Source organism: Nocardia sp. JCM 38205 (genome assembly GCF_058222935.1).
In genome coordinates this window covers 124469-147014 of record NZ_JBYHFL010000004.1, presented here as the reverse complement: position 1 = coordinate 147014, position 22546 = coordinate 124469, and the positions used below count along the sequence as shown (strand labels likewise).

Below are 22546 nucleotides of genomic sequence, written 5' to 3'. Positions count from 1 at the left end.
CCGGGCTTGCCTGTTCCGAGTCCACGCGGCCGCGGGACTGTTCCTAGAACGTGTTCTATTCTTATCGCAACCGGCCCGCCGTGGCAGCGGGATCGGCCCGATCGATGCGGATCGACACGAAGGCGTCCCGGCGTGCTCGCGTGGATGGATTCGCCGGGTGCGGGGAGAACTTGTCGGTGGAGTGCGGCATCATCTGTGCACGCAGGCCCCTTCACGAAACGCGAGAATTGCCCGGAGAGCCCCATGTCGTCGCCGCGAACAAAGTCCAAGAACACACCGCAACCCTTGTCGGACACCGAGATTGCGCAGATCGCCACCGAGATCGCCGACGGCCGCCCGCCCATGGTGTGGTTCACCGCCGCGGCTGTGGGCATACCGGAAGGGCGCTCGGGCAAGGTCATCGCCCTCGGTGAGCCGTCCGACGGTGATTTCCTCCAGATCCGGCCCACCGGTTCCAAAGACGTGCTGTCCTTTTCCCCGGCCGAGGTGACGATGACCAAGCCCGCCCGGGACAAGGCCGTCGCTCAGCCGAAATCGTCCACCAGGAAGGAATCACCCACCGTGACCAAGCCGTCGGCCCCGACGAGCACCGCGTCCACTCCGCCCGCGCCGCCGCAGGCCCCGAAGCCCGCAACGAAACCGGTGCCCGCTGCTGAGCCTGTGGCCGCCAACGGTGCCGCCAAGCCCGCGCCCGCGCGTCAACAGCCGGCGCCGCAGGCCCAGCCGAAGCCGGCCGCCAAGGCTCCGGCGCGCAAGTCGAAGGCGGCCGAGGTCACCGTCACCATCAGCGGCACCGCCGACGGCGAGTGGAGCGTCGACGTGGTCAATGGCAAGAAGCGCACCGTGCGAGCGCTTCCGGTGAACAGCGCCGCCGTCGCGCAGGCCGCGAAACTGCTGCACCCCGAGGTCGCCGAGGTGGTCGGCGGGATCATGGAAGCGGTGCGGGTCGCGCAGCTGGCCAAGGTCGAGCAGTTGCAGGCCGAATTGGCGGAGGCCAAGAAGCTGCTCGCCGAGCTGCCCGGCTGACAGGGGCCCGGGCGGCGCTCAGACCGCTGTCTCGCGCTGCCAGGGGCGGCGGACGGTCTCGGGCGTCGCGCGGGTCTCGTCCCGGAACGTGTCGTAGAAGGTGTAGCCGAGGGAGTACTCCTTGGCGTGGTACATCGCCGAATCCGCTTCGCGCAGCAGGTCGTAGATGTCTGCTTCGGTGGCGCGCGGCCCACTGCACGCGAGGCCGATGCTCGCGGTGATCGGTACCTCGCCGGCGCTGAGTTCGAACGGGCGGATGAAGGTGGCGAGCAGCCGCTTGGCCAGGCCGTCGGCCTCCTGCCGGTCGAGTGGCGCGAGGATGACGAATTCGTCGCCGCCGTACCGGGCCACCACATCCTCGCGGCGCACCGCCCGGCGGATCCGCGAGGCCGCGTTGGCGATGAGTTCGTCGCCGACGGCGTGACCGTAGCTGTCGTTGATCATCTTGAATCCGTCCAGGTCGATGAACAGCAGGCACAGCGGTCGTTCCGCCCAGTGGCCGCGATTGCGCGCCAGCGCTCGCAGCAGCGCCGACCGATTGAGCAGCCCGGTGAGCATGTCGTGGTCGGCCTGGTACTGGGCACGTTTCTCGCTGCGGGCGCTGCGCACGATGGCGCGCTCGCTGCGCACCAGCACCCCGATCAACAGCAGTGCGCACAGCGTCGACACCACCACCCGGTCCACCGTGCCGAGCCGCGAACCCACCACCGGGATCAGCGATGCCACGATCAGCGCGACAGCGAGGAAGCTCGCGCGCTGGCGCGAATGATGCGGATGAATCGGATGCGGTGCGCCGAGCGAGGTCATCGTCGGGTGCAGGGCGGCGACGCCGACCAGGGTGTAGGCCAGCAGCAGCGGTGCGAGCAGCACGTCACGGCCTGCCACCGGTGTGCCCGCGACCTCGAGGTTGTAGCCGAGATCGCCGAGCAGGGCCAGCAGCAGCCCGCCGTGCAGCAGGCGAAGCGAGGTCTCCGAACGGGTCGTCGTTGCCACCGAGTAGGCCACCAGCGCCAGCAACAGCGCGTCGAGGATCGGGTAGATCGCCGTCGTCACGGCATGACCGAGATGGCCGTCGGCGCGTAGCACCGGTGAGATCAAGAAGGTCCACGAGGCCAGCAGGGCGCCGAGGCCGATCAGGGCCGAGTCGAGCAGTAGGTCGTAATCGGCGTGTAGCTGCCGCTGGCGTAACCAGAACACCGCGGCCACCGCGATGCCGACATAGCCGGCGAGGGTGAAGGCGTCGTCGAGGTGGCGGGTGCCGGTGCCGGTGAAATCGCGCAGTGCGATGCCTGCGGCGAACGCCACCGCCGACGCGGACAGCAAATACCACGGCAGTGGTCGACGCGGGCGGTGGCGGTAGAGGCCCGTGCCGATCATGGCGAGCGCGCCCGCCACCACCGAGGCCATCGTCGTCAGTGACAGCGCGGGGGAATCGAGCAGAGTTTGTAGCACGATCAAGGCGATCGCGACGCCGGGGACGAACCTGAGCCACCGATGTCCGAAGTGCGATCGCCCACCCGCCGACTGCTCTCCGGTGAGTTCCATCAGCCCCCCTTCATCGCTCCCGTTCCGATGAATCGGGCCGCGTAGTAGGTCTGGGAATCCTCAACTGCTACTTCGACGTCTGCCTGCTCCTCGAGCACCGCTCGGATGCCGTCGGCGAAACAGAACCGAGTGTTGTTGTACGAACAGATGTCCCAGCCGACCGCGGCACGTTCAGCCACCAGAACCCGGACAACTGATTCGATCATGACATGGAATGCCGCCCCCTGTCGCGCACTTGGCGCAACAAGGGTGAAACCCGCGTAGTAGATCGCATCGCGGGCCGCGTGTTCAGGGTATCGCGCAACGAAATATTCGGGGCTGATCCACGGCACCGTCTCTAAATGCCTGGTCAAGGTGGTCAGGCCCACGGGTTCGCCGGTGCCGGTACGCGCGATATGTTTCTGGACCCGCGGATCGCGCATCTCGGCGAGGAACTCCTCCCGATGCAGCACCTGCCTGGCCGCGGCCTTGGTCCGCAGCGGACCGAAGGCCTGCTCGTAGAGGCGGTGGAACAGGTCGGCCGGCTCGGGGTCGATCGTGGTTTCGACCGTGACGTGCAGCAGGCTCATAGTCGGCCCAACCGGACGCCCCGAACGCCGCGAGCACCACCGCGCACGCGGGGCGGTCGTCGCAGCGAGTTTCGCTGGTGCGCAACCGAACCGGGCCGAAGCGACCGGTGCGATGCCGTGCCATATCGGCCAGGCTGGTTCGGACAAGGTGTTCGACCTCCTCGGCCGTCTCGGCCTCGTGTTCGACGAACAGGCCGGCACCGTCCTCGCGGGTGGTCCAGCCGATACCGGCGGCGGCGCGCACACCCGCGGTGTCGGCGTGCCCGGCGGCGTAGACGCAATAGAGGCGGTCGCCCCAGGTGATCGGCGTGTCGATCCGTGCGGCGGATTCCAGGCGGGTGTGCGGCGGGATCACGGAGGACAGCCGGATCAGATTGGCCTCGCCGACCCCGAGTTCGCGCAGGGCGGCATCGAATGCGGCCAGGGCGGTGGGCCCGGCGCCGGTGGCCGCCGCGATCTGGATGCTGTGCGGTGCGGCCCGATTGCCGCGACGGGCGGGCAGACGATGCCGCAGCGGCCAGGACGGACCGAAACGACGGCGGGCGGAATCGATCACACGTGCTCCCCATGCGGCCGGGCCCGCGAACAGGCGGGCGGGTCATCCCTTCGAACCGAGCGTGACCGAGGATCGCCCGTCCCGCATCGTGTCGCGGCGAAACCACTGCTCGCACGGCGTGTCTCGTACAGTGGAGCGGTGCCCGACGATCGCAACGACGGCTTCGCGACCTGGGTGGCGCCCGGCCGGGTGAACATCATCGGCGAGCACACCGACTACAACGACGGATACGTGCTGCCGATCGCGCTACCGATGACCGTCGAGTGCGCGGCCCGGCGGCGCGGCGGCGACCGGGTGCTGCTGCGATCGCGGCAGCGGCCGAGGGAGCGGATCGCCGTCGGGCTCGGTGAGCTCGAGACCGAGCGCGCGGCGCTTCCCGAGTGGGCGCGTTATCCGGTGGGCGTGGTGGCCGAATTCGCGCGCCGCGGGCATCCCGTGGGTGGTGTCGAGCTGCGCATCGACGGCGGAGTGCCGATGGGAGCGGGGTTGTCGTCGTCGGCCGCGTTGTGCTGCTCGGTGGCCCTCGCGCTGCGAGATCTGTTCGAACTACCTGTTTCCGAGCGCGGTCTCATCGAGCTGACGCAAGCGGCGGAGAACCGCTACGTGGGTGTGCCGACCGGGATACTCGACCAGTCCGCGGCGATCCTGTGTACCCGCGGGCACGCGCTGTTCCTGGATGTCCAGCGTTTCACCCGAGGCGGCCCCGAGGCCCATGCGCAGATTCCGTTCGACCTGCGCGCTTCCGGGCTCGAACTACTCGTGGTCGACACCGGGCATCCGCATCGGCTGGCCGAGAGCGGCTATTCCGAGCGCCGGGCCGAATGTGCGGCCGCCGCAGCGGAACTGGGTGCGCCATCGCTGCGCGAGATCGATTCGCTCGACGTCCTCACGCGGCTGGACGACCCGGTACTGCTCCGCCGAGCGAGACACGTCGTCGCCGAGAACGCCCGGGTTCTCGACGTCGTCGCGTTGTTACGCGCGGGCGCCGATCCCCGCCAGATCGGGCCGATCCTGACCGCCTCGCACATTTCTCTGCGGAACGATTTCGCGGTGTCGGCGCCTGGCCTGGATGCCGCGGTGACGGCTGCGCTGGCCGCGGGTGCGTATGGGGCGCGCATGGTCGGGGGTGGGTTCGGCGGGAGCGTCATCGCGCTGGTCGACCAGCAGGCCGTGGATAGGGTGACCATCGCTGTGCGAGATGGACTGGTCGGCAACGGTTTGCCCGAGCCCCGCGTGTTCACTGCGGCACCGGCCGCGGGTGCGCGCCGACTGCGGTGATCGCGCGATCTGCGTCGAGCCGGATTCGGATATCGCGCGTGGATCTGGTCACAGGGTGTTCGTCGTCGTCAGGGTTCTCGGGTGGTTCCCGAGGCACCGAAAACTTCTCGATGCAGGGCTTTCGGCAACCACGTCCAGAACTGGTCGTGCGGCCATGAATGCAAGTTACCGAAAAGTATTGTGTCGCATGTCTCTTTGTGCCGCAAACCTCATTTGACCTGCGTATCCCATGCTCTAATCTGATGAACGTCGATGGCGACAAGGGCTCACCGAAGATGTGACACACCCCCTCGCATATCGCGCAGGGGTGAAATAAGCAATTCCGAAGGTTGAATTCGAATTTCATGGAAAACGCACCCCACGGGCAAGTTGGCGTAGTTATGCGACCCGATTCCGAATTTCGATCCGGTTGGCAGTGCTGGTCGATCACAGCGCTGAGCTTGTTCACCCTGCTACTCCTGTGCCAGCCGTGGTTGAAGGCCACCGGCCCCCACGGTGACGTGCGCACCGACGCCTTCGGCCGGCTGGAGGGGTCCGTTCCCGCGCTGCGCATCTTCGACGAGCCCGTGGCGTCCATCAGTGGGTGGTGGGGCGCGTTGATCGCGGCGGCCGCGGCGGCCACCCTGATCGGGGCCCAGCTGCATCGACTGATCGGCGTCGGGCGGTCGGTGGCGATCGTCGCCGCTATGGCCAATGTGGTCCTGGTGCCGGTGACACTGCTGTACCTCAACAGCAAGTCACCGGAATTGAAGAAGATGACCGAAGACCACGACGATCTGAAAGAGACGCTCGGCAGCATCGTGAAGTCGCTCTTCGGTGACGGCAGCGGCCAGGAGCCGGCCGCCGGCGCGGCGCAACAGGCCACGACGGCCGCACTGACCGATCAGGCCCTCATGTGCTGCATCATCGCGGCGCTCACGGCCGTGATCGCGGTCTGCATACGGCGGCGGGCCTACTCGGTCGACGGTGCGGCCGCCGCGGACGACGAGCTTCTGTTCGCCCTGCCCGCATCCGACGGACAAGCAGGCCACGCCGAGGACGCCGACGACATCATGGACCAGGTGTTCGACCGCATGGTGCAGCAGAACTACGAACTGCTGGAACGGCGTACCGCCGCGAACGACGAGGAACTCAGCCGGCAGCGCCTCCTGCAACGAGGCGAGCGTCTCCGGCGCAGCGACAGCATCCGGCAGACCCGCCGCCGCCCGCGGCCTCGTCCCGCGACGTCGGCGGCGGAAAAGCCGACCACACCCTGGGTCGCCGCTTCTCGAAGCGGTCGCCTCGCCGGACTTACGCAGGCCTCGGCCGAACCGCGGTTCCGAGCCGGGTGCTCGGACGGCTGAACCCGCGCTGCGGATCCGGTCCGGATGCGCGGCGCGTCATCCGGTACGGATCGCGGCGTTCCCCAGCAGGAGTGCGCGACTGAGCCTTCGGCTGCCCTACCGCTCGGGCTCCTGCGCCCCGGGATGGTGTGCGCCGGGACGCAGGAGCCGCCAGATCAGATCATTTGGCCGGGAACGGGGCGTTGATCGTGGTGAAGTACTGGATCGCCGCGCCGATCGCGACGGGCGCGGTGATCAGGATCTGACCGACGACAGCACCTAGGCTGCCGACGGCCAGGACACCGCCGATGCAGCCGACCGCGGCCGCGGGAATGAACGGCCCGAACAGGCCGACGATGGTCGCCGAGGCGACGGTGGCGCCGGCGATGCCGCCGAGCACGCAACCCACCGCGGCGCCACCGATTCCGCCGACCAGGGCGGCGATACTGGCTCCGAGACCGATGGTGCTGGTCATGCGGCTCCAGGCGTCCTTCTCCCGCTCGTACTCGGACTTGTAGGTGGCCTTGTCCTCGAAGGGCAGGGCGACCGGGCGGTACGCGGCGTGCGCGAGATCGAACTGCGGGGTGAGCGTGGCGGTGCGGCCGGAGATCTCGGCGGCGATCGGGAATTCGAACTCGTCGACCCGGAAGGTCAGCGGCGTACCCGCCAGCACGGTGCCATTGGGAGCCTTGATTTTCAGCACCCGGTCCTCGACCACGAGCGAACCCGCGTCGGTGCTGATGACGCTCGACGTCTCGGTCGCCGTCGCGGTGAAACCGACCGCCTCCGGCTCGGGAGCAGCCTGTGCGGTGGCAGCGGTCACGCCGAGAGCGGTGGTCGCGGCGACGGTGATCAGGGCGAGCTTGGTGAACTTCATGGGAGTTGTTTCCTTCTCATGTGTGGAGAGATGACCTCGGGCCGGGTCGGTAGAGTCGATGCCGACGGGACGACCCGAATTGCTTGTGCGGCTGTGGTTCTCACCCGTGCCCTGGCATGGGCACGGCTGTGCGGGCATGAGCCCGGCGCAGGCGGACAGCCGTGGTTCGCGGATGTCGGTCGGACCGTCCCGAAACCGACGTGCCGGTGTGCGCGCTCCACCGTGGCGGACTCGACCGAGCGCGTGTGCGCGCGGCCGACGGGCCCGCAGGTGCGGGCTGCAGTGGTCGCACGGCCCCCGGAACCACTCCTCGGCTCGGCGCCGAGGCGAAAATTCGCACGATGAACCAGGCCCACCGCCGGGGCGGGCCTGTATCGCGGAGCCGGAGCTACCCGGTGGCGCGTCTCCTGAACTGTCCGACGAGGACGTCGACCACCAGGAAGGCCAGCAGGCTGATTCCGATCAACGGCGCGAACCAGCCGATCAGAACCGTCACCGCGGCCAGCGGCACGATCAGCACCAGTGGACTGCGCCGCAACCCGCCGCGCTGTGGCGGTTTACCGATGGCGAACCGCCCGGCCGCGCGGGTGGGGCGCCGCTTCCACCACAGCAGGTAGCCACGCACGATCACGGTGATCAGGCCGATCATCACCGCGAGCAGCAGCAGCTGGTTGAGCAGGCCGAACATCAGGCCCATATGGAACTGGATGCCCCAGTTGGACAGCTTCGCCATCAGCGGCCAGTCGGCATAGGGCAGGCGCGCGGTGATCGCCCCGGTGGCTCCGTCGACCGCGACGGCGTCGACGGTGTAGGTGCCGGGCATGCGCCGTTCCTTGATCGCGAAGGCCGTCGAATCGTCGGCGGGAATCGCGATCTCGGCCGGCCGATCGATGCCTGCGGCGCGCCCGGCGTCCACCACCCGATCCAGCTGCGCCACCCGATCACCCGGATCGCCGGTCGGCATCGGTGTCGAACCACCGTGATGGTGGTCGCCGCCCGCATGGCTCGCCGGCGCATCGGAGCCGGGCAGCGACGTGCTGACGGCAGGCGTGGTCCAGCTGAGGTTCTCGCGCAGCTCGGTGATGTTCTCGCCGGCGTAGGTCGACCAGGTCATCCCGGTCGCCGCCAGCAGCAAGAGCACGGGCAGGATCCAGAAACCCACGGCGCCATGCCAATTCAGGGTGCGTCCGCGGCCACTACCCGAGCGGTCCGGGATCAGCAGCCAGCCCGCGGAGTTGCGGTCGCGCCGCGCCCGCACCCGCCGGACCCACAGCAGCAGACCGGCCAGCGCGATGACCCACAACCAGGACGCGGCCAGCTCGCTGTAGAGCCGCCCGGGGTCGCCCAGGTGCAGGTCGCGGTGCAGCCGGTCGATCCAGGTGCGTATGGGCAGCGCACCCGAACTGCCGTAAACCACCGATTCACCGACCGGTGTCGCGGTCGCCGGATCGACGAACACCGCGCGGCGTTCGGATTCACCGAGCGTGGGATCGCTGAAGATGACCCGGGTGGTGTCGCCGGATTCCGGTGCCGGTGCGACCGCGACCAGCGGCAGATCGGGGCGGGTGGCGACGGCGGCCTCGACCTGCGCGGAGATCGGTTGCGCGGGCCCGGAGGAGTCGACGTGCAGTAGATCGCGGTTGACGATCGACTCCAGCGCCGGGGAGATCGCGTACAGCGCGCCGGTGATCGCCGCGATCAAGATGAACGGGCCGACGAAGACGCCGGCGTAGAAATGCAGCCGCAGCGCGAGCGCGCGCGCCGCGGCCCATGGCCCGGTCCGGGAACCGGATGGGGGTGCGGACTCCGTCGGTGGAGTCTCGATATCGGTGATACTCATCGTTGTTCGACTACGTCCTGTCGAGAGATACCCGGGTTGCGGCCATCGGTCGCGGGACTCACGCCCGTCTGCGATCCGGCAGACCCTTCGGGTGGGGCGAAACGGAACCTGGACGACATCGGTGCGCACGCGTCGTGGCAATTCACGGCGAGCCGATATTCCGGCGGCCTACGTCGTTTCGGCGCACGGGGGCATGGCCTTCGGGGAGGAGGGCCTGCCGCAGGTGCGCCTGACCGGACGGGTGCAGGCCTCGCCGGATATCGCCGCGCAGCACGGTTCGACGACAGCTGCGTGCGACGTGCGGTGGCGTCACCGTGTTGCACACGCGGTGGCCCGACCGCCGATTGCGTCCAGGTGAAGTTGATTCAGAGACGAACAGTCGACGGTGGTCCGCGAGTGCGGGACGCATCGGCGGCGAGCACCCACAGGATGACGCGATCACGATGCGTGGTTCGCAGCGGCGCAGGCCCGGCGATGGCGGGCGGGTGATACCGCAACGGCACAACCCTGGCCAAGGCCGACCTACCCATGCGATAGGCGAATTCGGCGCCCCGGATCAGCAGCGCCGCGATCACGACGGCTACCAGGTGCGCGGCGATCATGGTCGGCGTCAGTTGGACGTCGCCGTGATGCAGATGCCCGGACCCCCACCCCATGGCGAGGTGGCCGAGCAGCTGGCCCGCGGCCAGGACGGTGAGGAGCCCGGCGGATCCGGTGCGCAGCCGGCCCGGCCCGGCGACCAGCGCGCCGACCAGAGCCGAAGCCGCGAGAAGGAGAGCCAACGTGCTGCTGCTCGGCGCCATTCCACCGGATGCCCAGCCGTGCGCGGCCACCGAGATGGTGCCGGACAACGATCCGGCCGCCCCACCGCGCAACTGCGCGATGCCGCTGCGGTCATCCGCAGGGGGTCGGCCGAACCTGATAATCACTCGCCGATGATAGCTGAGGAGTTTTCGTCCCATTGCTGCCTCGGCGATTGCGGGCTCCGGGCTGGTAGCTGGGGGCGGACAAGCGGCCGTCGGCAGTAGCCGCGTACCGGGCTCGCGGCCGAACGCGAGCCCCGAGCGACGCCTACGACCCGTCGACATCCATCTCGACCAGCGGCTTGCGCAGCAGCTTGCCGGTGGCATTGCGGGGCAGTTCGTCGAGGAAGATCACCTCGCGCGGCACCTTGTACCGGGCCAGGTTCTGCTTGACGTAGTCCTTGATCTCCTGGACGTCGCGGTTGGAGTCCGGCCCTGGCACCACGAAGGCGCGCAACCGTTTGCCGAACTCGCGGTCGTCGACGCCGACGACCGCCGCCTCCAGCACGTCCGGCCGGTTGGACAGCAGGTGCTCGACTTCCTGCGGGAAGACGTTCTCGCCGCCGGAGACGATCATGTCGTCGTCGCGGCCGTCGATGAACAGCAGGCCGTCGTCGTCGAAATGGCCGACGTCGCCGCTGGACATCATGCCGTCCACGCGCTCTTTGGTGCGGCCGTCGGTGTAGGCGCGGAAGCCGTGCGCGTTCTCGATGAAGATGGTGCCGGTGACGTTCGGCTCGGTGATGAGCTTGCGGTTCTCGTCGTAGAGCGCGATCCGGATGCCGGCGGGCGGGCGGCCCGCGGTGCTCGGTGCCTTACGCAGATCCTCCGGGGTGGCCACCGTGATCACCGCGCACTCGGTGGAGCCGTACAGGTTGTAGAGCACGTCGCCGAAGTATTCGGCGGTGCGCACCACGACGTCCGGCGGAATCGCCGAGCCGGCCGCGAAGATCACCTTCAGCGGTGTCATGTCGTATTTGGCGAGCACGTCGGCGGGCAGGTCGAGCATGCGCTGCAGCATGGTGGGCACCACGACCAGTGAATCGGCGCGATGTTTCACGATATTGGCCAGCGTCAGCTCGGGGTCGAAGCGGCGCTGCTGGAAGATCACCCGGTTGCCGAGCGCCAGGCCGAGGGTGAACTGGGACAGGCCGGTGCCGTGGAAGATCGGCGCCGCCATCACCATGGTGCCGTTCTTGGGCAGCGGCACCCGGTCCAGGAACTGGGCCGACATGAAGGGGCTGACCCGATCGCGCGGTGCGCCCTTCGGCGTGCCGGTGGTGCCGCTGGTGAGGATCACCATGCCGCCGGGCTTGGCCGGCGCGGGCATGGACTCGGTGGAGCGGCCCGCCGACAGCGATTCGATGGTCGGGATCGACGGATCGGCGCCGTCCTTCTCGTCCACCCAGGTGAGCACGCGGGGGATGTCTGCCGGAATGGCGCTCATCAGGTCGAAGAACTCGCTGTCGTGCAGCACCGCCTTGATCTTTTCGCGCTCGGCGACATCGGCGAACTGCGGTTTGGCGAATCCGGTGTTCATCAGCACCGCGCGCACACCGAGCTTGCCGGTGGCCAGCAGGCTCAGCACCATGCCGCGATGATCGCGGGCGAGTACCGCGACCACGTCGCCCTGGCCGATGCCCTGAGCCGACAGCCCGCGAGCGAACGCATTGGACAGCTCGTCGAGCTGACCGAAGGTGAGTTCGCCGTGTTCGTCGACGATCGCGGCGGCGTTCGGCCGGGTCTGCGCGGCGTGCATGACGACGCCGGCGAATGGGCCGTACTTGCGCATGTTGTAGAACGAGCGGGCCCCGTGATCGAGGCGCAGCGGGTTGAACAATCCGCGCTTGACCATGACATTCACGCCCAGAGCGAGGTCACGCGCCTTGCGGACGGGGGCTGGGGTCGACAGAGACATGCGGCAAACAACCTTCCGCGATCCCGCCACCGTGACCGGGGTGGTGTGGATCGCAACCTCGAGATCCAGTGCTGGCGCTAACAATAGCAAGCATTACCGGCGAGTAGTGGTGCTCGTCTCAGAGATGCCGACGCCGGGGTCGATGTCCACCTCGACCCCGGCGTCTCTTACTTCGCGATCTACTGCTCGACCTGGTAATCCACCAGTACCCGGCGCAGCAGCTTGCCGGTCGGGTTACGCGGCAGATCGTCGAGGAAGACCACCTCGCGCGGCACCTTGTACCGAGCCAGGTTCTCCTTGACGAAGGTCTTGATCTGCTCCGCGTCCGGGGTGTGGCCGGGCTCGGGAACGACGAAGGCGCGCAGCCGCTTACCGAACTCCACATCGTCCACGCCGACCACTGCCGCGTCGAAGACGTCTTCGCGCTCGAGCAGCAGCTGCTCGACTTCCTGCGGGAAGACGTTCTCGCCGCCGGAGACGATCATGTCGTCGTCGCGGCCGTCGACCATCAGCAGGCCGTCGTCATTGAAATGGCCGACGTCGCCGCTGGACATGTAGCCGTCGATGATCTGCTTGTGCCTGCCGTCGGTGTAGCCCTCGAACGGTGCGCCGCTGCGCACGAAGATGCGGGCGGTGACGTTCTTGTCGAGCACGCGCTGATCGTTGTCGTCGAACAACCGCACATCGCAGGTGATCGGCGGGCGGCCGACGGTGCCGGGCGCCTTCGCGAGTTCGTCGGGGGTGGCGATGGTCGCGATGGCCACCTCGGTGGAGCCGTACAGGTTGTAGAGGACCGGCCCGAACACCTCGGTGGCGCGGATGCACAGCTCAGGTGCCAGCGCCGAACCGGCGAGCAGGATCACCTTCAGCGAGGACAGGTCGTACTTGGCGCGCACCTCGGCAGGGAGCTCGGTCATCCGGTGCAGCATGGTCGGCACCGCGACCAGCATCTCGGCCTTGTGATCGGAGATCATCTTCAGCGTGGCCTCGGCGTCGAAGCGGCGCCGCATCACGATCTTGTTGGTGAGCACGGTGCCGACCAGCCAGGTGCCGAGGCCGGTGCTGTGGAACAGCGGCGAGACGATCACCATGGTGCCGCGACGCGGGAACGGCACCCGGTCCACGAACTGCGCGGTCGCCATCGGCGTCACCTTCGTGCGCGGGGCGCCCTTGGGTAGGCCGGTGGTGCCGCTGGTCAGGATGATGAAGCCGCCCGGCTTGCTGGGGGCGGGCAGCGGCTCGGTGGAGTTCGCGGCGATCAGGTCGTCGAAGGTGGTGGCGCCTTCGGGCAGTGCGGCGCCCTCGTCGACCCAGGTCAGGAAGCGCGGCAGATCCGCGGGCAGAGCGTCGAGCAGGCCGAGGAATTCGCTGTCGTGCAGCACCGCCTTGACCTTCTCGCGCGCACAGACCTCGGCGAACTGCGGCTTGGCGAAGCCGGTGTTCATCAGCGCGATCCGCACGCCGAGCTTGGCGGCGGCCACCTCGGCCAGGATCAGGCCGCGATGATCGCGGGCCAGCACGCCGACGACCATGCCCTCGGTCAGGCCTGCGGACTGCAGCCCGCGTGCGACGGCGGTGGACTGCTCGTCGAGTTCGCGGTAGGTGAGTTCACCGCGCTCGTCGGCCAGGGCGACCTGATCGGGGGCGATCCGGGCCGAATGGCGGACCAGCGCGGCGTGCGGGCCGTAGACCCGCGTCTCCTTCATGGTCTTCAGGGTTTCCAGCGGCGCTTTGGGATCGCTGACCCCACGCGATCGCAACACCCCCAGCGCTTTGACGGCCTCCAGCGTATGCGCCAGGTTCACCACGAACACCTCCACAGAACTCTCGCGTCGGTACTCGACCTAGCGAATCGAACGGGCATATCGGATGCCTACCGTATCAGCGCACGTGTGACAGGTCACAGCCAAAGGCGACAAATCGGGCCCTGTGTCCGCCCCCGCACGCAAACCCCCAGATGAGCGCGGGCGCGCCTGTGACCTCACAGAACGCGCCCGACCTCAGTGAGCGAACGTTGTCAATTGACGACTGCTCCCATGGATGGGAACGAGATGGTGCCCTTCTGGTACTGGAACCCGTCCGGGTGCTGATCGCTGACCGGAACCGACCAGCGGTGCCACAGCGTGCCGTAGACCGCGGCCACGACCATGCCAGCGCCGGGATCGATCACGCGCGAGCGGATCGTGGTATCGACCGGGATGTCGTTGTGCTCGGTCAGCACCTCGGTGCCGCTGCGTCCGTTGGACAGGTTCAGCCAGATCACCTCGAGCTTGGCACCGGTCTGGTTCGGGGCGATGGTGCCGGGTCCGCCGAAGAAGCCGAAGCGGAAGCCGTCGATGCCGAGCGCGACGCCGGAACCGTAGACGCCCGCACCGCCGCCGCGACCGATATCGGACTGGGCCGGGATCTGGAACGGCTGCGCGGGCAGCGCCACCTCCTCGGCGGCGTCGTCGAGGCGCTGCGGATCGGCCAGCAGACGGTCGATGGCCTGTTCGGCGGCCGGGTTGCCGGTCGCGACGACGCGCAGCTGCTCGGCGGCGGCGGTCCAATCGACGGTGTGCGGTTCCGCGGCGGCGTGTCCGGTGAACAGCATGGCGGCCGCGGCGGTCGCCGCCAGGCCGGTGGTGAAGCGGGACATCAAGCTCGAGCGTGGCATTGCCTGTCTCCTTCGGAAGATTCATTCCCGGGTACAGCTCGACAACCATCCGTTTCTCGACGCGAAACGGTCCGGCGGCCAGGTTGCCAGCGATATGCCGCACTGTCCAGGGTTGCCGCCGAGACGCGCCGTCGAGGAAATATGCCGGACGCGTTCCCATTGTTGGGAATCAGCGATACTCGAGGCGTCGCAGGTGTCTTTCATCAGGTGGCCTGATGGTCGTGGGCGAGTGAGGATCCGGATGCTCCTGTATGTCGGCCCACGGGGGATGACGGTCCGGTCGGCCGAAAGGCGGTGCCGTCGATGAGTTTGACGACCGATCTCGCGGAAATCGACGCCATCCCTGTTCGCGGTGACTTCCCGCCGGGCCTCGTCTCGGTTGTCAAGATGGTCAAGCTCGCTCTGCGAGCGAGCGTTTTACAGTTCGCCTCGGGTGAACCCGGCGCGCAACCGGATCTGCTCGAACAGCTGCGAAAAGCGAAGCTGCTGCGCAACTCCGATATCGACGGCGTCGAGGCGAAATCGGTGATCCTGGAGAAGTACGGCTCGCGCAAGGGCGATTTCCAGGCCATCGAGAACGAACTGCGCGACAAGGGCAAAAGTGTCGACAGTTCGGTCTCGGAAACCTTCAGAACCGCTGACACCACCTACCGTCAGGTGATGGGCAAGGTACGCGGCCTGAGCGATGCCCTCACGAACGCGCCGGGCCCGGGCAAAGATCAGAAATACATCGCGCCGCACGTCGCCGACCGGCTGTCCGCCATCGCCTTGCGCACCACCGGCGATGTACACGATCTGGTCGACGACGCGAAAACCCGGATCCAGGAGTGGGCCAATGGGATTCGCGCGGCCACGCAGGGCGCGAAGCCGGTGATGGCCAATGCCCCGAGCACGATGGGCGGACGGAGTCCGATCAGCATGGCGTCCAGCGGCCCTGCCCCGGCGGCCTACTCGGGTTCGGCGGGCTCGCCCGCCCCCGCCAGTGCGCCGGCACCGACTCCGTGGACCTCAGCGCCCTCGACCGGAGTGCCCGCTATCGATGCCGCGATCCGGGCCGCCGAGGGCGAATTCGCCAATGGTGTGAGAGAGACCAGTCCGAACCACGTCAACCGGCCCTACAACATCCCTGGCGATCTGGCGTGGTGCGCCTCGTTCACCGACTGGGCGTGGACGCAAGGCGGCATGGATGTGAACTGGACCAATAAGAACCTGGTCAGCGCCGTCTGGTCGGATGCCCGGCGATGGGGATGGGGCCGGGACGGCAATATTTCGGAGGCTCGTCCGGGCGACATGATCGTCTGGGGTCACCAGAACCACATCGGTCTGGTGGTCGCCCGCAGTGGCAATACGGTGACCGTCGTCGAGGGCAATGCCGGCAATGCTGTGCAGCGCAACACCTACAGCCTGGATCGGGGCTTCGCCGGTGTCATCCATCCGCCGGCGTCGAACCAGGTGGCGGTATAGCGCGGGGCGGTGTGCGACCGGGATCGGCCGGCGGGCCTCGATCAGTCCTCCGGTTCCGGTTCGGAACGTGCCTCAGCGGTGCCCGTCACCCGGATGACTCCCGCGCTCAGATCGATATCGAGCTGCGGCCGGTGCGGTTCACCATTGCTGTCCGCGCTGCCTTCGTCGGTCAGCTTCTTGCCGGGGAACAGTTCGCCGATCACGCCCATGCACCCACGATAACCACAGCAGCTCGTCCTGGCGTCTCCGTCAGTCCGTGACCAGCGCGTACGCGAAACCGTCCCATCCCTTGCTGCCGACGGTCTGCAGCGCGGTGGCATCCAAGCGCGGCTCGCTGTCCAGCAGTTCCAGCACTTCGCGGCTGGCGCGGACCGCGGAGTCCTCGGAATGTCCGTTGGTGATCTTCCCGCCGCGCACCACATTGTCGACGATGATCACCGACCCCGGCCGGGTCAGTCGCAGCGCCCAGCGCACATAGTTGGCGTTGTTGACCTTGTCGGCGTCGATGAATACCAGGTCGAACGGGTCCTGGCCCTCTTGTTCGAGCACCGGGAGGCTGTCCAGCGCGGCGCCGACGCGGATGTCGACCCTGTCGCCGACGCCCTTGCGGTCCAGATTCGCTCGCGCGACCTCGGCGTGCTTCGGCTCGTACTCCATGGTGACCACCCGGCCCTGCGGGCCGACGGCCCGCGCCAGCCAGAGGGTGCTGTACCCGCCGAGCGTCCCGATTTCCAGCACCCGCCGCGCGCCCATCGTCCGCGCGATCAGATGCAAGAACTTCGCCTGCGCCGGCGAGACATCGATGGCGGGCAAGCCGGCGGCCGCATTCGCTTCCAGCACGTCGGTATCGGCCTCGCCGACCACCGTCTGCACCAGGTACCGGTCTACCGCGCCCCACTCGGCATTCGTCATACGGAAAGTCTTCCACGACGCGCCGGCCGGCCCGCGGTTCGACTCGCGGCGGGCCGGACCGCCGGGAAGTCCGTGCTCGGGGCGATGAGGACCGCATCGAGTGATACGACTCTGCTCAGTCCTTCTCCGGCGACGGATCCGGGATCTCGCCCGGCCGGTAATCCGGCAGACGGTTCGCGGGCACGATCGCGGTCGCGCTGATTCCGGCGAGGATCAGCAACCCGAACTTGAGTGTGCGCAGCCGGACGTCTTCGTTCACCGCGACCGCCGCATCGATCTGTTCCGGTGTGGCGTCGGTGCGTTCGAGGACCTCACGCAACCGGTCATTGCTGACGAAGTTGACGTTGTCCAGGTCGACCTGCGCGATCAGCGAATCCGGCAGTTCGACGTCATCGATGATCTCCCGGCCGACCACGAAGCTCAGGATGGTGACCAGCATCGCGCCGACCAACGCCGTGCCGACCGCCGAGGCGAGGTTCTGGGTGGTGCCGCGCAGCGAGCCGACATCGCCTGCCAGCTTCTTCGGCGCGGAGGTGACCAGCACGTTGAACACCAGCGTGACCAGCGCGCCCTGGCCGATTCCGAAGACGATGAGCCCGAAGATCGTCGGCACGGTCTCCCAGTTGTTGGTGACCACATAGGCCAGCCAGATGAGTGCCGCGGTGGTGAGGCTGAACGAGAACATTCCGATGGCGCGCGGGGTGAACCGTTTGTAGAACCGCACCACCAGCATCGCGGTGATGAATACCGTGAGGTTGAACGGCATCATCGCCAGCGAAGTGTCGAACGGCGAACGGCCCTGCACGATCTGGATGTAGAGCGGGACCGTGAAGATCAATGCCGCTTCGAGCGCCACGACGATGAACATGGCGTACACCGCGGCCCGCTCGCGGGAACTGCCGAGCACCGACAGATCGATCAGCGGCGCCTTCCCGTCGCGCATCCGCCGGCGAGTCCACCCGATGAATGCTTGCCCGAGCATGATGCCGAGCACGATCAGCACCGGCGCCGGCGAGACGCCGAGCAGATCGAACGGCGCTTCCGGATCGGCGAAGAACACACCCCATGCGTTCAGATTGTTGAAACCGATCGTGAGCAGCACGATTCCGGCGCCGATGAGCGCCGCCGCGACCAGGTCGATCTCGATGCTCGCATCGCCGTCGTCGGAACGCAGCGTGAAGCTGAACGCGAACACCACAACCGCCAGCACGAGCACGATGCCGAACACCGGCCGCCAGCCGACGAGGCTGCCGAGCGCGCCACCGATAAGGAAGGCGCTCACCCCGGAAATGGCTCGTGCGGAGCCGAGCGAACCGATGGCCGTGGCCTGCTGATCACCGTGGTAGTTCTCCGCGATCAGCGCCACAAGGGCGGGCACGATGATCGCCGCCGAGGCTCCGGCCACACCCTGTGCGGCGATCGCCCAGCCCACCGACGGCGAGATGATCATCATGATCGCCGAGACTCCGAATGTCGTGACGACCACCCGGAAGATCGTCACCCAGCCGATCCGCTGGCCGAGTTTGCCGCCGACCATGACCAGCGCCGCGACCGCGAGACCGTAGACGACGATCGTCGAACTCACCACTGTCGGTGCCACATCGAAGTCGTCGACCATGCCGCCCAGCGAAATCGGCAGGGCGGCAACATTGAACGACATCAGGATCTGCGCGAAGAACAGTCCGACCATCGGCAGCCAGGACGCGCGCTCGGGTGTGATAGCCGTATCGGCCGATTCGGTGGTCATGCTCGGGAGCCCTTCTGATCGTGGACCTCGGACGCGAAGACGTTCAAGCCGAGCGTGCGCGACAGATAGGCGGTCGCGCGGATGCCGCGTTCGCTGTTGCCCGCGGAATCCAGGCGCGGGGAATAGGTGCCGATGGCGCCCTTGCCCGGTGCGATGGCGACGATCCCGCCCGCGACACCGGATTTGGCGGGCAACCCGATCTCGAACAGCCATTCGCCGGACCGCTCGTACATCCCGGTGGCGGCCAGCACTGCCAGCGTGTCGCGGCAGACCTGGGTGGAAACGACTCGTTCGCGGGTCACCGGGTTCACCCCGCCGTCGGCCAGCGTCGCGCCCATGATCGCCAGGTCGCGGGCGTCGACCAGCAGCGAGCACTGCCTGGTGTAGACGTCGACGACCTCGAGCGGGTCGATATCGATGCGGCCGTAGCTTTCCAGCAGCCGCGCGATGGCCTTGTTGCGCTGGTTGCTCAGCATTTCCGAGTGGTATACCGCGCCGTCCAGATCGAGCGGCCGTCCGGCGAATCGCGATAGACCGGATCGGATGCGTTCCCATTGTTCCGCGGGGGTGGCTCCGGGAATCATCGCCGTCGTCGCCAACGCGCCCGCGTTGACCATCGGGTTCATCGGATGGCCGTCGTTGAGTTCGATGGCGATCACCGAATTGAACGCCAGGCCGGTGTTGTTCACTCCGACCCGGTCGAGCACGGCCTCGTGCCCGAGTGCGTCGCAGACCAGGGCGTAGACGAACGCCTTGGCGATCGACTGGATGCTGAACTGCGCGTGGGCCGCGCCCGCGCTGTGCAGATCGCCGTTGACCTCGGCGACCGCGATACCGAACAGGTCGGGGTCGGCTTCGGCGAGAACAGGGATGTAGTCGGCGACGGCCCCGGACTGCAACGGCAGATATCGTTCGTAGGCCGCCCCGACCAGCTTCTCCACCCGGTCCCAGCCCGGCAGTGCGCCGGTCGATACGGTTTGCTCGATTCCCTCGACGTCCAGATCCATCGGGCCTCCTTCTCGGCACCGGGACCGGTCGCACCACACCGCTGCGGTCGCGGCGCACGGTCGGGTGCCCGACAGGCGCCGCAGTACACCGGTTCGGCGCTCCGCTTCCGGCGGTGCCGGCCGGGAGTGCCGAAAGGATGGATCTGGTCCCACGATCAGGTCGAACCTGGGCAGTATGTCGGGCGCGGGTGGTCGTTGTCCGAAGCGACACGAAATCGAGGCGACACTGTTATCGGCTCGGTCGCCACAGATGAGATCGAGCAGTGTCGGTGGGGTTTGGAAGAATCCGGCGCATGAGTGCCACCGGGGATGACGTCCGCGCCTTTGCCTTGTCCTTACCGGAGACCGCGGAGCAGTTCACCTGGGGCATGCCCACGTTCCGGGTCGCGGGCAAGCTGTTCCTCACCCTCCCCGACGCCGAAACCTCCATGGCGGTCCGCTGTCCCATCATCGAGCGCGATGAACTCGTCGTCGCCGAACCGGCCAAGTTCTGGATCGCCTCCCACGAAGCGGCCAACGCCTGGGTGCGGGTGCGGTTGGCCGCACTGGACGACCGCGAGGAAATGGAGGCGATCGTCGCCGACTCCTGGCGTCAGGCCGCACCGCGTGAGCTGCTCGACGACGCTGAGTGACGGCGCGAAAACAGCCCGCTCAGAGAACGTCGGCGAGCTCGTCGAGCAGCCGTCGCTTGGAGCGCGCTCCGACCAGCCGCTTCGACGGTTCGCCGGACCGGAACACCATCAGTGTCGGCATCGCCATCACCGCATAGGCCGCGCTGATCTCCGGATTGGCATCCACATCGAGCGTCACCACCTTCAACTGCGGTGTCTGCGCGGCGATCTCGGCGAGGACCGGAGAGATCATCCGGCAGGGCCCGCAGTGGTCGGAGGTGAAGTCGACCAGGACCGGAAGTTCCGAGCGCAGAACCTCGTTCGCGAAGGTCGCATCCGTCACCGTAGTCACCGCGTTGCTCATCGTCGTCTCCTGTGCTGTTGTCGGGTCGGAGCCGACGCTAAAGGTTGACGTCGAGGTCAAGGCAAGCCGCGATGGCCGGATCCGTCAGTCGAGGGGACGGACGGTGAGGATCTGCTCCGCGCGTCCGACCGGCCCGCGGACGTCGTGCAGGACGGTCGTGGTGAGGCCCTGCCCCTGCTCGCCGAAGACGACGGAGGTGTCGAGCCCGGTCCACGATCCCTGCGGTTGACGGTAGAGGTGGATGGTGAGGTCGACGTTGGGGAACATCCACTTGCGCGGGTCCTGGCGGACCGCGATGCCATTGGCCGTGTCGACCAGCGCGACGAAGCCGGCGAGCGGACTGCTCGGTTCGCCGTCGAGCAGCGCGACCGGCGTCGAGACCCAGGCCGTGGTGCGGCCCGGCTGCGGTGCGGCGGTGGTGCGGACGTCGAGGGAGGTGATATAGCCGCCGGGCCAGAGCTCGCCGATCCGCCACCGATCGAGCGATTCGGGGGCGGGCAGCCGATCGGGTTCGCCACCGGTGACCGCGCTGGTGTCCTGTTCGGCAAGCAGCCAGGCGCGGGCGCTGACGACGGGCCGCCCCGCGATGACGACGGTGGCTTCGGTCAACTCGATGGTGCGTCCCGGCCGGGTGGTGCGGACCTCGATGTCGAATTCTTCGCGGCCGATCTGGCCGAGAATGTCGAAGGTGATCCGGCTCATCGCCAGCGCGGGCCGGCCATCGCGGGTGCGGGCGGTTTCGATGGCGTGCACGATCAGTCCGCCGAGTGGGCTGAAATGTTGCTCGTCGGCCCGCCACGCACCGCCGGTGTATTCGGTCGGCAGGTATCGCTCGGCGCCGATCCGGCGGAAATAGCTGGGTCGATCAGCCGCGTCGGCCATAGGTGGGCACGCTCCTCACTGGTTGGCGAAGGTCTATTCGAATCAGAGCAGATTGAGCAACACGACATACACCCCGGTCCCGATCCCGACGCTGAGCAGGGTGCGCCGGCCGAACAGCAGGTGGACCGCGGCGGTCACGCCCACCGCGAGCAGGGCGTAGAGCGCCGCGCCGTCCTCGGCGACGGTGGTGTGCAGGCTGGTAGCTGCCAGGATCGCGAGGATGCCGACCGGCATCCACACCGCCAGCGTGCGCACCAGATGCGAGCGGCGCAGCGGTTTCAGCACGGCGAACGGGACCGCGCGCAGGGCGAAGGTGATCGAGAAGACGATCACCAGGACAGCGAGCAGATATCCGGTATCAGGCATCGACGGCCACCGCCGTGCGCCCGGTGAGCCGGTACCGGATCAACAGCAGCACCACGAACGCCAGCAGTGCCACGAACAGCGCGACCTGCGGCGTCAGGATCAGCGCGGCGCCGACGGCGAGCACCGCGAGCAGTACCGACGGCAGGTCGCGCCGGGAGCGGCAGGCATCGAGGGCGAGCACCGTGAACAGCGCGCACAGCGCGAACTCCAGCCCTTTGATCGGCCCCGGGATCACCGCACCGATCGCGACACCGACCAGACCGCCGCCGACCCAGTACGCCTGCGCAGCGAGCTGCATCGTCAGCAGGCGCGGCCCCGAGCGCTGGGCGGGCGGCAGCGCCGCGGACACCGCGTACGCCTCGTCGATCATCGCGTACACGCTGTACACCCGCGCGAACCTGTTGCGCACCAGGTGAATCGGGAAGGAGAACGCGTAGAACACGTGCCGGAAGTTCACCACGAACACCGTGACCGCCACCGCCACCAGCGGTGCGGTCGCCGCCACCATGCCGACCAGCAGCAGTTCCAGCGAACCGGCGAAGGCGGCCAGCGACAGCGCGGGCGTCAGCCACCACGGCAACCCCGCCTGCACCACCAGCAGGCCGAGCGCGATGCCCAGCGGAAAGATCCCGAGGCCCGCCGATACCGAGTCGGCGATACCCGCGGCGACCTGTTCCTGCCTGGATCTGGAAGGGACCGCGAGAGCGGGCACCGGGTCGAGTTGCTGCACGAGGTAATTTTCTCGCAAAACGCTTGCTCTTTGGTTGCATACATTGCGCTGCCATGGTTGCTCTGCGCAATAT

21 protein-coding genes and 1 pseudogene are annotated in these 22546 nt (G+C 67.8%); 5 read left to right on the top strand and 17 right to left on the bottom strand.

Annotated elements, in window-relative coordinates; genetic code table 11:
- Positions 1-285: 285 nt before the first annotated feature.
- A complete protein-coding gene (locus AC4HOU_RS16285; RefSeq protein ID WP_228815131.1) occupies positions 286-1026 on the top strand; it encodes a DUF6319 family protein in 741 nt (246 codons plus the stop codon).
- 18 nt (positions 1027-1044) lie between these two features.
- On the opposite strand, the gene AC4HOU_RS16280 is transcribed toward AC4HOU_RS16285, so the two are convergent.
- The 3 genes and pseudogenes from AC4HOU_RS16280 to AC4HOU_RS16270 form a co-directional block, all read right to left on the bottom strand.
- Positions 1045-2571, bottom strand: coding sequence for a GGDEF domain-containing protein (locus tag AC4HOU_RS16280; RefSeq protein ID WP_195019863.1), 1527 nt, complete (start codon positions 2569-2571; stop codon positions 1045-1047).
- The gene (locus AC4HOU_RS16275; RefSeq protein WP_163809587.1) at positions 2571-3140 is read right to left on the bottom strand and encodes a hypothetical protein; all 570 of its coding nucleotides are present in this window, start codon (positions 3138-3140) and stop codon (positions 2571-2573) included. Before AC4HOU_RS16275 ends, AC4HOU_RS16280 begins: the two co-directional genes overlap by 1 nt.
- Before the next feature lie 79 nt (positions 3141-3219).
- A pseudogene (locus AC4HOU_RS16270) lies at positions 3220-3696 on the bottom strand (pyruvoyl-dependent arginine decarboxylase); the annotation flags it as partial.
- A gap of 138 nt (positions 3697-3834) precedes the next feature.
- Between AC4HOU_RS16270 and galK the strand changes: the two are divergent.
- Positions 3835-4974, top strand: a complete 1140-nt coding sequence (gene galK, locus AC4HOU_RS16265; RefSeq protein ID WP_195019862.1) for a galactokinase — start codon at positions 3835-3837, stop codon at positions 4972-4974.
- 380 nt (positions 4975-5354) lie between these two features.
- Positions 5355-6317, top strand: a complete 963-nt coding sequence (locus AC4HOU_RS16260) for a hypothetical protein (RefSeq protein ID WP_194991683.1) — start codon at positions 5355-5357, stop codon at positions 6315-6317.
- Between the two features lie 160 nt (positions 6318-6477).
- On the opposite strand, the gene AC4HOU_RS16255 is transcribed toward AC4HOU_RS16260, so the two are convergent.
- The 6 genes from AC4HOU_RS16255 to AC4HOU_RS16230 all read right to left on the bottom strand — a co-directional run bounded on the left by AC4HOU_RS16255 (position 6478) and on the right by AC4HOU_RS16230 (position 14390).
- The gene (locus AC4HOU_RS16255) at positions 6478-7173 is read right to left on the bottom strand and encodes a DUF8020 domain-containing protein (protein ID WP_163809593.1); all 696 of its coding nucleotides are present in this window, start codon (positions 7171-7173) and stop codon (positions 6478-6480) included.
- Positions 7174-7561: 388 nt separating this feature from the next.
- On the bottom strand, positions 7562-9013 hold the full coding sequence (locus AC4HOU_RS16250) for a PepSY-associated TM helix domain-containing protein (protein ID WP_195019860.1): 1452 nt from the start codon (positions 9011-9013) through the stop codon (positions 7562-7564).
- Positions 9014-9378: 365 nt separating this feature from the next.
- Positions 9379-9942, bottom strand: coding sequence for a hypothetical protein (locus tag AC4HOU_RS16245; protein WP_163809597.1), 564 nt, complete (start codon positions 9940-9942; stop codon positions 9379-9381).
- Between the two features lie 142 nt (positions 9943-10084).
- Positions 10085-11734 (bottom strand): acyl-CoA synthetase, encoded by a 1650-nt coding sequence (locus AC4HOU_RS16240; RefSeq protein WP_163809599.1) that lies wholly within the window; start codon positions 11732-11734, stop codon positions 10085-10087.
- 179 nt (positions 11735-11913) lie between these two features.
- Positions 11914-13539: an acyl-CoA synthetase gene (locus AC4HOU_RS16235; protein WP_175585765.1), complete on the bottom strand. Its 1626-nt coding sequence runs from the start codon at positions 13537-13539 to the stop codon at positions 11914-11916.
- A 212-nt stretch (positions 13540-13751) separates the two neighbouring features.
- On the bottom strand, positions 13752-14390 hold the full coding sequence (locus tag AC4HOU_RS16230; RefSeq protein WP_163809603.1) for a hypothetical protein: 639 nt from the start codon (positions 14388-14390) through the stop codon (positions 13752-13754).
- 303 nt (positions 14391-14693) lie between these two features.
- On the opposite strand from AC4HOU_RS16230, the gene AC4HOU_RS16225 reads away from it, so the two are divergent.
- The gene (locus AC4HOU_RS16225) at positions 14694-15854 is read left to right on the top strand and encodes a C40 family peptidase (RefSeq protein ID WP_163809605.1); all 1161 of its coding nucleotides are present in this window, start codon (positions 14694-14696) and stop codon (positions 15852-15854) included.
- A gap of 41 nt (positions 15855-15895) precedes the next feature.
- On the opposite strand, the gene AC4HOU_RS16220 is transcribed toward AC4HOU_RS16225, so the two are convergent.
- From AC4HOU_RS16220 to glsA, 4 genes are all read right to left on the bottom strand, one after another.
- Positions 15896-16063, bottom strand: a complete 168-nt coding sequence (locus AC4HOU_RS16220; RefSeq protein ID WP_194991051.1) for a hypothetical protein — start codon at positions 16061-16063, stop codon at positions 15896-15898.
- A 40-nt stretch (positions 16064-16103) separates the two neighbouring features.
- Positions 16104-16766, bottom strand: coding sequence for an O-methyltransferase (locus tag AC4HOU_RS16215; protein ID WP_195019859.1), 663 nt, complete (start codon positions 16764-16766; stop codon positions 16104-16106).
- Between the two features lie 115 nt (positions 16767-16881).
- Entirely contained in the window at positions 16882-18513 is a 1632-nt protein-coding gene (locus AC4HOU_RS16210; RefSeq protein WP_490724727.1) for an MFS transporter, read from the bottom strand.
- Positions 18510-19520: a glutaminase A gene (gene glsA, locus AC4HOU_RS16205; RefSeq protein ID WP_195019857.1), complete on the bottom strand. Its 1011-nt coding sequence runs from the start codon at positions 19518-19520 to the stop codon at positions 18510-18512. Before glsA ends, AC4HOU_RS16210 begins: the two co-directional genes overlap by 4 nt.
- A gap of 293 nt (positions 19521-19813) precedes the next feature.
- Between glsA and AC4HOU_RS16200 the strand changes: the two genes are divergently transcribed.
- Positions 19814-20152, top strand: coding sequence for an MmcQ/YjbR family DNA-binding protein (locus AC4HOU_RS16200; protein WP_194991047.1), 339 nt, complete (start codon positions 19814-19816; stop codon positions 20150-20152).
- A gap of 19 nt (positions 20153-20171) precedes the next feature.
- On the opposite strand, the gene AC4HOU_RS16195 is transcribed toward AC4HOU_RS16200, so the two are convergent.
- The 4 genes from AC4HOU_RS16195 to AC4HOU_RS16180 all read right to left on the bottom strand — a co-directional run bounded on the left by AC4HOU_RS16195 (position 20172) and on the right by AC4HOU_RS16180 (position 22473).
- Positions 20172-20495, bottom strand: coding sequence for a thioredoxin family protein (locus tag AC4HOU_RS16195; protein ID WP_163809617.1), 324 nt, complete (start codon positions 20493-20495; stop codon positions 20172-20174).
- 84 nt (positions 20496-20579) lie between these two features.
- Entirely contained in the window at positions 20580-21377 is a 798-nt protein-coding gene (locus AC4HOU_RS16190) for a thioesterase family protein (protein WP_163809619.1), read from the bottom strand.
- Positions 21378-21419: 42 nt separating this feature from the next.
- Positions 21420-21743 carry a branched-chain amino acid transporter permease gene (locus AC4HOU_RS16185; RefSeq protein WP_163809620.1) on the bottom strand — a complete coding sequence of 108 codons (324 nt, stop codon included), beginning with the start codon at positions 21741-21743 and terminating at the stop codon, positions 21420-21422.
- A complete protein-coding gene (locus AC4HOU_RS16180) occupies positions 21736-22473 on the bottom strand; it encodes an AzlC family ABC transporter permease (protein WP_280498680.1) in 738 nt (245 codons plus the stop codon). The genes AC4HOU_RS16185 and AC4HOU_RS16180 overlap by 8 nt, the downstream gene beginning before the upstream one ends.
- Positions 22474-22546: the final 73 nt, after the last annotated feature.